The 13,345-nt window shown below is 68.2% G+C and carries 11 protein-coding genes; 9 read left to right on the top strand and 2 right to left on the bottom strand.

Annotated elements, in window-relative coordinates; translation table 11 throughout:
- Positions 1 to 13 precede the first annotated feature (13 nt).
- Positions 14 to 1,357, bottom strand: a complete 1,344-nt coding sequence (locus tag AORI_RS59345; RefSeq protein WP_043848100.1) for a lysine N(6)-hydroxylase/L-ornithine N(5)-oxygenase family protein — start codon at positions 1,355 to 1,357, stop codon at positions 14 to 16.
- A 137-nt stretch (positions 1,358 to 1,494) separates the two neighbouring features.
- Between AORI_RS59345 and AORI_RS59340 the strand changes: the two genes are divergently transcribed.
- The 7 genes from AORI_RS59340 (at position 1,495) to AORI_RS59310 (ending at position 9,516) form a co-directional block, all read left to right on the top strand.
- Positions 1,495 to 2,442, top strand: a complete 948-nt coding sequence (locus AORI_RS59340; RefSeq protein WP_016334024.1) for a methionyl-tRNA formyltransferase — start codon at positions 1,495 to 1,497, stop codon at positions 2,440 to 2,442.
- Positions 2,443 to 2,542: 100 nt separating this feature from the next.
- On the top strand, positions 2,543 to 3,508 hold the full coding sequence (locus AORI_RS59335) for an RNA polymerase subunit sigma-70 (protein WP_043848820.1): 966 nt from the start codon (positions 2,543 to 2,545) through the stop codon (positions 3,506 to 3,508).
- On the top strand, positions 3,508 to 3,945 hold the full coding sequence (locus tag AORI_RS59330) for a PPOX class F420-dependent oxidoreductase (RefSeq protein ID WP_016334022.1): 438 nt from the start codon (positions 3,508 to 3,510) through the stop codon (positions 3,943 to 3,945). Before AORI_RS59335 ends, AORI_RS59330 begins: the two co-directional genes overlap by 1 nt.
- 345 nt (positions 3,946 to 4,290) lie before the next feature.
- Entirely contained in the window at positions 4,291 to 6,396 is a 2,106-nt protein-coding gene (locus tag AORI_RS59325; RefSeq protein WP_016334021.1) for an alpha-galactosidase, read from the top strand.
- 138 nt (positions 6,397 to 6,534) lie between these two features.
- A complete protein-coding gene (locus AORI_RS59320) occupies positions 6,535 to 7,806 on the top strand; it encodes an extracellular solute-binding protein (RefSeq protein WP_043848099.1) in 1,272 nt (423 codons plus the stop codon).
- A 7-nt stretch (positions 7,807 to 7,813) separates the two neighbouring features.
- Entirely contained in the window at positions 7,814 to 8,701 is an 888-nt protein-coding gene (locus tag AORI_RS59315; RefSeq protein ID WP_016334019.1) for a carbohydrate ABC transporter permease, read from the top strand.
- Entirely contained in the window at positions 8,698 to 9,516 is an 819-nt protein-coding gene (locus tag AORI_RS59310) for a carbohydrate ABC transporter permease (protein ID WP_016334018.1), read from the top strand. Before AORI_RS59315 ends, AORI_RS59310 begins: the two co-directional genes overlap by 4 nt.
- A 312-nt stretch (positions 9,517 to 9,828) precedes the next feature.
- Here the strand turns inward: AORI_RS59310 and AORI_RS59305 are convergent, their stop codons facing one another.
- Positions 9,829 to 11,466 (bottom strand): ABC-F family ATP-binding cassette domain-containing protein, encoded by a 1,638-nt coding sequence (locus tag AORI_RS59305; RefSeq protein ID WP_016334017.1) that lies wholly within the window; start codon positions 11,464 to 11,466, stop codon positions 9,829 to 9,831.
- Positions 11,467 to 11,613: 147 nt separating this feature from the next.
- Here AORI_RS59305 and AORI_RS59300 point away from each other — a divergent pair, with 147 nt between their 5' ends.
- Positions 11,614 to 12,504: a PaaX family transcriptional regulator gene (locus AORI_RS59300; RefSeq protein ID WP_016334016.1), complete on the top strand. Its 891-nt coding sequence runs from the start codon at positions 11,614 to 11,616 to the stop codon at positions 12,502 to 12,504.
- A gap of 36 nt (positions 12,505 to 12,540) precedes the next feature.
- A complete protein-coding gene (locus AORI_RS59295; protein ID WP_016334015.1) occupies positions 12,541 to 13,320 on the top strand; it encodes an enoyl-CoA hydratase/isomerase family protein in 780 nt (259 codons plus the stop codon).
- Positions 13,321 to 13,345: the final 25 nt, after the last annotated feature.

The raw sequence follows: 13,345 nt of genomic DNA, 5'->3' as shown, positions 1-13,345 counted from the left end.
GATCGTCCTGGCCTCAGGCGGGCCGGGACCCGCTCACCGCGTACGCGGGCCGGGACGCGCCGGCCGCACGCCTGTCCACAATGGACTGGAGGATCTCGCCGACCCGGACCGCGGTGTTGGACAGCAGCGAAGACGTGATGCCGTGCGTGTGCTCGGTGCCGCCCTGCAGGTAGATCCCGCCGTCGAGCGGCGGCTCGGTGACGATCCGGTAGTCGCGCTCGACGCGGAGCCTGCCCTCGTCGTCGCGCGCGCAGGTGGAGGCGAGCTCGCCGAGCAACGGCGTCGGGTCCGCCGGGCTGTACCCGGTGGCGTACACGACGAAATCGGCGTCGAGCCTGGTCCGCGCCCCGGTCTCCAGCGCCTCGACGGTGACCCGCACTTCGGAACCGGTGTCGGTGACCTCGGTGGGCCGGGAGACGTTGATCAGCTTCAGCCGCTCGATCCCCTGCACCTTCTCGCGGTAGACGCGCCGGTACAGCTCGTCGATGAGCTCGATGTCCACGGCCGAGTAGTTGGTCGCGCCGTGGTAGCGCATGAGGCGGTCCTTGACCGCTTCCGGCGCCTCGTAGAACCGGCCGACCGCCTCGGGGTCGAAGATCCGGTTGGCGAACGCGCTGTCGTCGGCCGGGCTGTAGCCGTACCGCGCGAACACCGCGCACACCTCGGCGCGGGGGAAGCGGTCGTGCAGCAGCGCGCTGACCTCCGCCGCGCTCTGGCCGGCGCCGACGACGACGAACCGGCGCGGTTCCTCGGCGGCCATGCCCTCGAGCCGGTGCAGGAGTTCGCTGTTGTGCCAGATGCGTGTGCCCGGCGTCACACCTTCGGGGAGATTCGGGCGCAGACCGGTGCCCATCACCAGGTTGCGGGCGCGCAGGTTCACCAGCTCGCCGTCGGTGCGGGCGTGCACGTCGAAGAACACGATCTCGTCGCCGTCGAACACCGGCGTGACGGAAAGCACTTCCGTGCCATAGGAAACCAGGTCGTCGACCTTTTCTGCCGCCCATTCGAAGTAGTCGTGGAACTCGATCCGCAACGGGAACAGGTTCTTGTGGTTGATGAAATCGACCAATCGGTCCTTGCTGTGCAAATACGACAGGAAGCTGAACGAACTGGTCGGGTTCCGCATCGTCGCCAGGTCCTTGAGGAAGGAGACCTGCATGGTCGCGTTGTCGATCAACATCCCGCGGTGCCAGCCGAAACGAGCCTGACGCTCGAGGAAGTGGGCCGTGACGGTCTCGACCCCGGGCGCGGCGTTGTGCTCGGTGACGGCGATGGCGAGCGCGAGGTTCGAGGGACCGAACCCGACCCCGACCACGTCGTAGACCGGAACCCGTTCACCGACCACTGCTCGTGCCATCTTGAACCCCTTGCGCGGCTCAGCCGCATCTCGGTACTTCGCAACAAAGACCAGGGAACCCTAACCTAAGTTAGGTGAGGCTCAACTAGTACTTTCAGTGGTGATGTTCATCCCTCGACCAGGAGGAGGCCGGTCCCATGCGGGTCGCCATGTTCGGATACCAGACCTGGGGACACCGCACCCTGCGGGCGTTGATCGACGCGGGCCACGATGTCGCCCTCGTCGTCACCCACCCGAAGAGCGACCACGCCTACGAGAAGATCTGGTCCGACTCCGTCGCGGACCTCGCCGAGGAGAACGGGATCCGCGCGCTGCTGCGGCAGCGTCCCGACGACGCGGAAATCCTGGCGGAGCTGAAGGAAGCCGATCTCGACCTGATCGTCGCCAACAACTGGCGCACCTGGCTGCCGCCCGAGATCTTCGAGATGCCGCGGTACGGCACGCTGAACGTCCACGACTCGCTGCTGCCCGCCTACGCCGGCTTCTCGCCGCTGATCTGGGCGCTCATCAACGGCGAGAAGGAAGTCGGCCTCACCGCCCACATGATGGACGCCGACCTCGACGCGGGCGACATCGTGCTGCAGCGCTCCGTCCCCGTCGGACCGAAGGACACGACGACCGATCTGTTCCACCGGACGGTCGACCTCATCGCGCCGATCACCACCGAAGCCATCGAGCTGATCGCGAAGGGGGACTTCACCCCGGTCAAACAGGACAGGTCGAAGGCCAGTTTCTTCCACAAGCGCGCCCTCGAAGACAGCCTCATCGACTGGTCGTGGCCCGCGGACGAGATCGAGCGGCTGGTGCGCGCCCAGTCCGACCCGTACCCCAACGCCTTCACCTACCACCGCGGCAAGCAGCTGCGCGTGATCCGCTCCTCGGTGTCGGTGGGCCAGTACGGCGGCACCCCCGGCCGGATCTTCATCCGAGAGGGTGAAGGCGTCGTGATCGTCGCCGGCCCCGAGTCGCGCCGCGGCCGTTCGCACGGGCTCGTCATCGAGCGGGTGCGGACCGAGGACGGCACGGAACTGGCCGCCACCGACTACTTCCGGACCATGGGCGGATACCTCACGACCCGCCCCTGACCTGCGGTTCCATCGGTCCCGCGAGAAAGTCATCGCGGGACCGATGAGTTCCGGCGAAGGGCGCCGTTACATCGGGTAAGAACACTCGATGGGAGGCGCCATGACCGACACGATCGCCGCGGCGAAGGCGGGAGACGAAACCGCCTTCGCCGCGCTCACCGGGCGGCACCGCCGGGAACTCCACGTCCACTGCTACCGGATGCTCGGCTCGTTCGACGAGGCGGAAGACGTCGTCCAGGAGGCGTTGCTCAACGCGTGGCGCGGGCTGGACACCTTCGACGGCGGCAACTTCCGCGCGTGGCTGTACCGGATCGCCACCAACGCCTGCCTCGACGCGATCCGCAAGAAGGACCGGCGGGTGCCGTCGGTCCGCTCGTTCGCCGAAGTCCCTTGGATCCAGCCGTATCCGGACCGCCTGCTGGACGAGATCGCGCCGCCCGAGGCCGAACCGCACGCGCTCGCCGTCGCCAGGGAGACCATCGAACTCGCCTTCCTCGCGGTCTTGCAGATGCTGCCGCCCCGGCAACGCGCGGTGCTGATCCTGCGCGACGTGCTCGGCTGGCAGGCCGCCGAAACCGCCGAACTGCTCGATCTCTCGGTCCCCGCCGCGAACAGCGCCCTGCAGCGGGGCCGCGCGACCCTGCGCGAACGCCTCCCGCAGCAGCGCGGCGAATGGTCGGTCCAGGCTCCCTCCGAAGAGGAACGCGCACTGGTCCGGCGGCTCGTCGAAGCCCACGACAACGGCGACTTCGGCACATTGAGCAGCCTGGTCCGCGACGACGTCCGCGTGACCATGCCGCCGGAGCCCCACTGCTACATCGGCCTCGAACACCTCGCCCGGCACGGCAGGATCGCCGAAGAGATGGGCGAATGGCGTGCCGTCGCGGTCGACGCCAACCGGATGCCCGCCTTCGCCTCGTACCTGCGGCGTCCCGGCGACACCGTCTTCCGCGCCTTCAAGCTCGACCTCGTCCGCGTCGTCGGCGGCAAGGCCGCGGAGTTCACCACGTTCGACAGCCACCTGTTCCCGGCCTTCGGCCTGGGCGCCGTCCTGGAGGGAAAGTAATGCCCGAGAAGATGACCGACGACCAGCGCCGCGCCTTCCTCACCGAGGGCACCCGCACCGCCGTCTTCGCGACGGTCCGCCCGGACGGCAGGCCGCACGCGGTGCCGGTCTGGTTCGCTCTCGACGGGGACGACATCCTGGTCAACCTCGGTGCGGACACCGTCAAAGGCAAGGCGCTCAAGGAGAATCCGCGGGTCTCGGTGGTCGCCGACGATCCGCTCCCGCCGTACTCGTTCGTCAGCGTCGAGGGTGTCGCGGAGATCGTTTCGGATCCGGACGGCGTGCGTCTCGGCTCCGAACGGATCGCCCGCCGGTACCTCGGCGAGGCTGGGCAGGAGACCATCGACGGCTGGCTGGCGTACGCGACTTCGCCGGGCAAGGTGATCGTGCGGGTGCGGCCGGAGCATTTCGTGGCGATCGCGAAGGTCGGCGGCTGACCGCTTCGACCTCGTAAGTGGTCAGGCCGGTTAGAGCCAGCCGTGTCCTCTGTACCCCTGCTGGCCCGAAGTCCGTGAAGGCCTCCTTGAGGGACTCTGGTTCCCTCAAGGAGGCCTTCACGGACTGGGCACACAGGCGCAGCGTGAGCGAAGACGTGACTCGCGTGACCAAGCACGTAACTCTCGTGATTGGAGGCCGCACTCGATGTTCCGCCGCTGATCACGCGAGTTCCGTCTTCAATCACGCGAGTTCCGGCTTCAATCACGTAAGTGCGGCGCCAGGCGTCATGTACCGGCGAGCGGGAGCCACTGGTCACCGCGGGCGTTCGGCGTAAGGATGGGCCCGTGGCCGAGATCGTTTTCGACGACAGCACCCGTTCCTGGCTCATCCGCACGGCAGCCACGAGCTACGCGCTCAGGCTGACCGACGACGACGCGCCTTCCCACGTCTACTGGGGCCCGGCGCTCACCGCCGGCCAGCTCGCCGACGTCCTCGGCCGGACCGAGGAACGCTGGGACTCCTTCAACGATCCCAACGAGGGACTGGACGAGCTCGCAGCCGACGGCGGCACCCGATACTGGACCCCCGCCCTCCAGGTCCGGTTCGCCGACGGGACCCGCGCCCTCGAATGGCGCTACCTCGGCCACGACATCGAAGGCGGACTCCTGCGCGTCCACTTCCGCGATCGCCACTACCCGCTGCGGATCACGCTCGGCTACCGCGTCCCGGCGGGCACGGACGTCATCGAACGTTGGACCGAACTCGCCCACGACGGCACGGACGGCCCGATCGAGATCTTCCGCGCCGACTCGGCGACCTGGGTCGTGCCGGTCCGGCCGGACTACCGGATCAGCCACGTCATCGGCGGGTGGGCGGCCGAAAGCCGGCTGCTCCGCGAGCCCGTCCCCCACGGCGAGACCACGTTCGGCAGCAGGCGGGGCATCACCAGCCATCACGCCAACCCATGGGTGATGCTCGACGACGGCGAAGCCACCGAGCGGCATGGCGAGGTCTACAGCGCCGCGCTCGCGTGGAGCGGGTCGTGGCGGATCACCACCACCCGTTCCTCCACCGGACGGCTCACCGTGACCGGTGGCTTCGGCCAGGACGGCGTCGTCCCCCGGCTCGCACCCGGCGACACGCTCACCGCGCCGGTCTTCGCCGGGTTGTACACCGACGGCGGATTCGGCGCCGCGAGCCGTGCCTGGCACGCGTACACGCTCGACCACGTCCTCCCGCATCCCGGCGAGCTCCGGCCGGTGCTCTACAACTCCTGGGAGGCGACGGGTTTCGACGTCACCGAAGCCGGTCAACGCGCGCTGGCGGAGAAGGCCGCGGCGCTCGGCGTGGAGCTGTTCGTGATGGACGACGGCTGGTTCGGCGCCCGCAGCGGCGACCACGCCGGCCTCGGCGACTGGCAGGTCAACCGCGACAAGTTCCCCGACGGTCTCGAACCGCTCGTCCGCGAGGTGCATCGGCTCGGCATGAAGTTCGGGCTCTGGGTCGAACCCGAAATGGTCAACCCGGACAGCGATCTGTACCGCGCCCACCCCGATTGGGTCCTCCACTATCCACATCGGACACGTTCGGAACTGCGGCGGCAGCTGGTGCTCAATTTCGCCCGGCCGGACGTGGCCGAATGGGCGTTCGGCACACTCGACTCCCTCGTCGCCGAGCACGGGATCGACTTCCTGAAGTGGGACATGAACCGCCCCTTCAGCGAAGCGGGCTGGCCCGGCGACGGGAATCCGGACACGCTCTGGGTGGAGCACACCCGCTCGGTCTACGCGATCATGGACCGCCTGCGCGCCCGCCATCCCGGGCTGCGAATCGAGGCGTGCAGCGGCGGTGGCGGGCGGATCGACCTCGGGGTGCTGGCCAAGACCGATCAGGTCTGGACCTCCGACAACACCGACGCGCTCGACAGGCTCGTCATCCAGCACGGCTACGGCCAGGTGTACCCGGCGCGCGCGATGTCGGCGTGGGTCACCGACGACCCCAACTTCGTCACCCGGAGGTCCACTCCGCTGCGTTTCCGGTTCCACGTCGCGATGGCCGGTGTCCTCGGCATCGGCGGCGACATCGTGAAGTGGACCGAGGATGAGCTGACCTACGCGCGCGAACAGATCGCTCTGTACAAGGACATCCGGCCGGTCGTCCAGCACGGCAGGCTCCACCGTCTCGTGCCGCCTGCCACCGACGGCGTCTCCGCGCTGCAGTACGTGGCGGCCGACGGCGGCCGCGCGGTGGTGTTCGTGTTCCGGCAAGCGGCACATTTCCACACTCGCGAACGGCCGGTCCGGCTGGAAGGTCTCGACCCCGCCGCCCGTTACCGCGACGAGGACACGGGAAAGGTGTGGCACGGTGCCCCGCTCCTGGCACACGGCCTGTTCCCCGGCCTTCCGGACGGCGATTTCGCCAGTGCGGTGATCCGGTTGACGAAGGTCTGAGCCCGGCGATAGATCAGATGTATCGCCACTTTTCGCCCAGTAGAGCCCGCTGGAGCCGCTTGACATCCCTTTAGACATCCGATCGAATGCCGTCGTATATGAGACGTCGTGCATCTCCGCGAGAAGGGTGACTGGGGCATGAGAAGGTCCTTCGCGTTGGGAGCCGCTCTACTCCTCGCCGCGAGCCTCACCGGATGCACCGTCGGCGGCGGGACGGGCGCCTCCGGCGGCGAGATCACCTTCCTGACGTTCGAGACGCCGAACCTTCCACCGTCCTATTGGGACTCCGCCATCAGACGCGTCACGGACCGCAACCCCGGCCTGAGCGTGAAGAAACTGGTCGCCCCGTCGACCGACCGCACCGGCTACGCCAAACAACTCCTGCAGTCCGGCCAGTTCCCCGACGTCGCGATCGCCGTCGATTCGGCCGGGTTCGCCGAATCGGGCAACCTCTACGCGTGGACGCCCGAGGAACTCAAGGATTTCCAGTTCCCCGGCGCCAATCCGATCAAGGGCGGGCACCACCAGCTGCCCGCCAACACCCAGACCATCCCGCCGGTCTACTACAACAAGAAGCTCTTCGCCGACGCCGGGATCACGTCGCCGCCGTCGACCTGGAACGAGCTCCTCGCGGCGTCGGAGAAACTGAAGGCCAGGGGCATCACGCCGTTCACGATCGGTGGCGGCAAAGAAGGGTTCCCGTCCGCGATGCTGCTGGACGGCCTGGTCAGCGTCGACGTCTACGGCAAGACACCGGACTGGCTTTCCCAGCGGCGGGCCGACAAGGTCAAGTTCGCCGACCCGGTCTTCCAGCAGGCGTTCGGCAAGTTCGCCGATCTGGTGGCCAAGGGGTACATCGACAAGACCCAGGTGTCCCGGGACTATTCGGCGACCGAGGCGGCCTTCCTCAACGGCGAAGGCGCGATGTACCCGATGGGCAACTGGTTCGCCGCGAGCGCCGACGCCAAGAAACCGCCGTTCGAGATCGGCGTGTTCAATTTCCCTTCCGAGGACGGGAAACTCGTCGTGCCCGCGTACACCGGTGGCGGCATCGTCGTCAACGCGAAGTCGCCGAACCTCGACGCGGCGCGGAAGTTCGCACTCGCGTTCCAGTTGGACAAGGAACAGATCGACGCCTCGGTCAAGGCAGACGGCCTCTTCCCCGCGATCAAGGGCTACACGCCGCCCGCCGACGTCGGCCCGGTCTTCAAGGCGGGATACGAGCTGTACAAGGAAGCCGTCGCGAAGAACGCGGTCGTGAACGCCTTCAGCTGGGAGACCGCGGACGACGGGCTCCTGCCGGGTATGAAGGACAAGGTGTACCAAGCCGCGCAGGATGTCATCACCGGCCGCCGAACGGTGGCCGACGCGTGCGCGTTCCTGGACACCGAGTGGGCGAAGGCGCGCTGACACCACGATGGCGAGAAAACCGATCTTGCCGCGGGTGTGGCATTTCGCCTCGTTCGGGGCCCCCGGCGTCGTCATCTACCTGTGCTTCGTCATGGCGCCGATCCTCATCAGCTTCGGCTACAGCCTGACGAACCACAACCCGTTCAACCCGCCCGCGGAATTCGTGGGCCTCGAGAACTACCGGCTGCTGTTCCAGGACGAACAGTTCCTGAACGCGCTCCGGGTCACCACGATCCTGACCGTGATCGTCGTAGTCGTGCCGAACGTGCTCGGGCTCGGCGTCGCGGTGCTGCTCGACCGGAAAGGCCGGCTGTACAACGCTTTGCGGAGCGTGTTCTTCACGCCCGTGATCCTGAGTTCGGTCGTGGTCAGCATCATCTGGACGAAACTGCTCGACGACCGGGGCCCGGTCAACGACGCGCTCCGCGCCCTCGGCGTCGAGCATCCGCCGGGCTGGCTTTCCGACCCGGATCTGGCGCTGTACTCGGTCGCGTCGATCGTGTGCTGGCAGATGCTGGGGTTCTGCGTGGTCGTGTACCTCGCGGGCCTGCAGGGTGTCCCGGCCGAACTGCTCGAGGCCGCGGAGATCGACGGTGCCGGGCCGGTCCGCCGGTTCCGCGCGGTGACCTGGCCGCTGCTCGCGCCGTCGCTGACGATCAACACCGTCGTGCTGCTGATCTCGGCGTTCAAGACCTACGACTACGTCAAGGTCGTCACCAACGGCGGGCCGGGTTCGGGGACCACGGCGACCATCGCGTTCGACGTCCTCGCCACCGGCCTCGACGCGAACCACGTCGGCTACGCGTCCGCGATGGCCATGGTGATGCTGGTGATCGTCGCGACGCTGACCACGATCGTGCTGCGTTTCCTTCGGCGGCGGGAGGTCGACCTGTGAGCACGAAACTCCGGCCCATCGCCGCGATCCTGGTGGGCGCGCTGTTCGCCGTGCCGCTGTACTACGTGCTCGTCAACGTGTTCAAACCCGGCGACCAGATCGCCCGGACGCCGGCGTCGGTCCCGCTGCCACCGACGCCGGCCAACATCCACGCCGTCCTCACCCGGCCCGACGGCCTGTTCTGGGTCAGCCTGGCGAACAGCCTGCTCGTCACCCTGTTGTCGATCCTCGTGCTGATGGTGCTTTCGGCCATGCTCGGGCACTACCTGGCGCGTTCGGCCAAGCGGTGGACCAAGGTGCTCGCGCTGATCCTGTTGGCGGGCTTGATGATCCCGCCGCAGGTGATCCTCATCCCGGTCACCGAGGTGCTGCGCCTGACCGGGTTGATGGCGACGATCCAGGGGCTGGTGCTGTTCAACGTCGGCTACTACGTGCCGTTCGGAGTCTTCGTGTTCACCGGGTTCATCCGCGGGGTGCCGGTGGAACTCGAAGAAGCCGCGCTGCTCGACGGTGCGAGCCGGGCACAGGTGTTCTGGCGGATCGTCTTCCCGCTGCTGCGGCCTGCCACGGCGAGTGTGCTGATCTTCCTCGGCGTGTGGATCTGGAACGACTTCATCGACCCGCTGATCATCCTCGGCCCCAGCCAGGGGACCACGGTCACCACCGGGATCTACCGCTCGATCGGGCAGTACCAGGCGGATCTCGGCAGCGTCTTCGCGCTCATGTTCCTGGCGACGCTGCCGGTGCTCATCTTCTATCTGGCGCTGCAGAAGCAGTTCGTGAAGGGACTCACCGGCGGCGCGACCAAGGGCTGACCCTCACTTATTGAGGGCAAGTCAAACATGTCGTGTTCGTGATCGAGGCCTCCGCCGGACCGAAGGCTCCCTTGGCCGCGTCCGACGCGGCCAAGGGAGCCCCCGACCCGGGGTCGTGAGTGGCGATGCTCGTTCTAACCCTCTTTGCCACTCACGACCCCCCGCGAAACCGGACATACAGGCACAACACAGGCGCATGCCACCTGGAAGTGACCACTGTGGACACCAAAGGCCCCAGGCGGCCCAACGCGCCACATTTGACTTACCCCTCAATAGTCCTCTGAATGCGCACGCATTCAGAGGACTAAATGCTCAGAGTTCGGTGACCTTCCCCTCGGCCACTTCCAGCCGCCGGGTCGTCGCCACCGCGTCCAGCATCCGCCGGTCGTGCGTCACCAGCAGCAGCGTCCCCGGATAGTCCGCGAGCGCCGACTCCAGCTGCTCGATCGCGGGCAGGTCGAGGTGGTTCGTCGGCTCGTCGAGCACCAGCAGGTTCACCCCGCGCGCCTGCAGCAGCGCCAGCGCCGAGCGGGTCCGCTCCCCCGGCGACAACGTGGCCGCCGACCGCAGGACGTGCGCCGCCTTGAGCCCGTACTTCGCCAGCAGCGTCCGCACGTCGGCGTCGGCGAGTTCCGGAACCTCACGGGCGAACGCCTCGACGAGCGGAAGGTCGCCGAGGAACAGCTTCCGCGCCTGGTCGACTTCCCCGACCACGACACCGGAACCGAGCGAGGCGGCGCCCTCGTCGACCGGGACCCGCCCGAGCAGCGCCGCGAGCAGCGTCGACTTCCCGGCGCCGTTGGCCCCGGTGATCGCGACCTTGTCCGCCCAGTCGATCTGCAGGTCGACCGGGCCGAGGGTGAACCCGCCCCGCCGCACCACCGCGCCGCGGAGAGTCGCCACGACCGCGCCCGCCCGGGGTGCCGCGGCGATCTCCATGCGCAGTTCCCATTCCTTGCGCGGTTCTTCGACGACTTCGAGCCGCTCGATCATGCGGTCGGTCTGACGCGCCTTCGACGCCTGCTTCTCGGTCGCCTCGCTCCGGAACTTGCGGCCCACCTTGTCGTTGTCGGTGGCCTTGCGCCGGGCGTTCTTGACGCCCTTCTCCATCCACGAACGCTGCATCGCACCACGGGCTTCGAGCGACGCCTTGGTGTTCGCGTACTCCTCGTACTCCTCCCGGGCGTGCCGTCGCGCGACGGCACGCTCCTCCAGATACGACTCATAGCCGCCGCCATAGGTCCGCACCTGCTGCTGCGCGTAATCGAGTTCGACGACGCGATCGACGGTGCGGGCGAGGAATTCCCGGTCGTGGCTGACCAGCACGGTCCCCGCGCGCAGCCCGGTCACGAACCGCTCCAGCCGTTCCAGTCCGTCGAGGTCGAGGTCGTTGGTCGGCTCGTCGAGCAGGAAGATGTCGTACCGGCTCAGCAGCAGCGACGCCATCCCGGCACGCGCCGCCTGCCCGCCCGACAACGAAAGCATCGGCTGGTCGAGGTTGACGGTGAGGCCGAGATCCGCGACGACCTCCCCCGCCCGGTCGTCCAGATCCGCCCCGCCGAGCGCGAGCCAGCGGTCGAGGGCGAGACCGTAGGCGTCGTCCGCGCCGGGTTCGCCCGCGGTGAGCGCCTCCGTGGCGGCGTCGAGCGCGGCCTGGGCGGCGGTGACGCCGGTGCGCCGGGAGAGAAACGCGCGGACGGACTCACCCTCGCGGCGTTCCGGCTCCTGCGGGAGGTGACCGACGGTGGCCGTCGGCGGGTTCAGCCGGACACTGCCCTCTTCCGGCGGCACGAGGCCGCCGAGGGTCTTCAGCAGGGTCGACTTGCCCGCGCCGTTCACACCGACGAGACCGATCACTTCGCCCGGGGCGACGACCAGGTCGAGACCGGAGAACAGAACACGGTCGCCGTGGCCGGCGGCGAGATCCTTGGCAACGAGTGTGGCGCTCATGAGATCGGTAAGTCTACGGGGCCCGATTGAACAGCTCGTGGTCCCTCGGAAGAGTGGCAAGTATCCAAGCGATCACGGAACGTGGGTAACCTGGTTGTTCTTCTGGACCCGAACGAATCCCCCGAGCATTGAGGTCGGTGACAGCAAATGGCGGACTCCGCCACCCCGGTCCCCGTCGTCCACCAGCAGAAAGGCGGTACCCGCAGGCCGACATTGAGCAGGCGGCGGGAAGTCGGTCATGCCAGCGCGCGGTCGCTGCTGATGACGATCCTCGGCGAGTACGTCCTGCCCCGCGACCAGGCGATCTGGACGTCGACGCTGGTCGAGGCGCTGCGCGTGCTGGACATCGAAGAGAAGTCCGCACGGCAAGCGCTGGCCCGTTCCTCCGCCGAAGGCTGGGTGGTCTCCGAACGCGTCGGGCGAAGAGTGCGCTGGTCGCTCACTCCACCAGGCAGGCGCCTCCTGACCGAAGGCGCGGAACGGATCTACGCCTTCGGCAACGAGGAAAAAGCGTGGGACGGGCGCTGGCTGATGCTGATCGTCTCGGTCCCCGAAGCGAAGCGGGATCTCCGGCACCGGCTCCGCACGCGCCTGACCTGGGCCGGGTTCGGTTCCCCGGTCGCGGGGGTCTGGGTCAGCCCGGATCTCAGCCGCCAGCGGGAGGCCCAGCAGATCGTGCAGGATCTCGGCCTCGACGCACAGGCGATGTCGTTCACCGCCGCCTACGGCGACGTCGGCGACCAGGAGACGATGGTCGCGCGGTCCTGGGACCTGAGCGATCTGAAAGACCGCTACGAGGACTTCATCGACCGGTTCACCGGCGCCCGGCCCTCCGGCGAAAACGGCGTCCTGCGCGCGCAGACCGAACTCGTACACGAATGGCGCAGCTTCCCGTTCCTCGATCCTCGGCTACCGCTAAAACTTCTCCCCGACGGTTGGAGCGGCGTGCGCGCGGCGGACCTCTTCCACCGCAAGCACGTCGAATGGCGACCGGAAGCACAGGCGCAATGGGACGAACTCGCGGCAACCTCGGGCTAGGGTCACGGGAAACCGACCCACCGGAGGGAACCCGCCTTGGCCACCTCGATCCGCCTCGACCGTGAAGCCGACCTCGCCGTCCTGACCATCGCTTCGCCGCCGCTGAACCTCTACACAGCGGAACTGCAGCGCGAACTGGGCGAGGCGATCGGCGAACTGGAGGCCACGCCGCCGCGCGCGGCGCTGATCCGCGCCGAAGGCAAGATCGTGAGCGGCGGGGTGGACGTCTCCCTGTTCGACGCCCAGTCGAGCGCCGCCGAGGCGAAGGTGCTCTTCGACGAGATGCTGGCGATCCCCGACCGGATCGCCGCACTCCCGTTCCCCACCGTGTTCGCCGCCCACGGCCTGTGCCTGACCTGGGCCTTCGAGGTCGCGGTCGCCTGCGACATCATCCTCGCGAGCGAGAAGGCCAAGTTCGGCCTGGTCGAACGGGTCGTCGGGCTGACCCCGACCATGGGCGGCACGCAGCGGCTCGCCGCCCGCGCCGGTGTCGGCCGCGCCAAGGAGTTCGTGATGACGGGCGCGACCTACGACGCGGCGACGCTCGAGCGCTGGAACGTGGTGAACCGGGTGTTCCCGGCGGACGGCTTCGACGAGGCCGTCCGCGCGTTCACGACCGACCTCGCGCAGGGGCCGACGCGGGCGCACGCCGCCACCAAGAAGGTCCTGGAGCACTACGAGCACGGTGGCGTCGCCGAGGCGAACGAGCACATCACGACCATCGCCGCCGGGCTCTTCGAGACCGAAGACCTGCGCGGCGCGGTGAAGTCGTTCCTCGCCGACGGCCCCGGCAAGGCGACCTTCACCGGCCGCTGAGCCTCCGCACCACCGCGAAACCGCG

The sequence above is a fragment of the Amycolatopsis keratiniphila genome, from assembly GCF_000400635.2.
Taxonomy (GTDB): domain Bacteria; phylum Actinomycetota; class Actinomycetes; order Mycobacteriales; family Pseudonocardiaceae; genus Amycolatopsis; species Amycolatopsis keratiniphila.
This window is presented reverse-complemented; position numbering and strand designations above follow the sequence as displayed.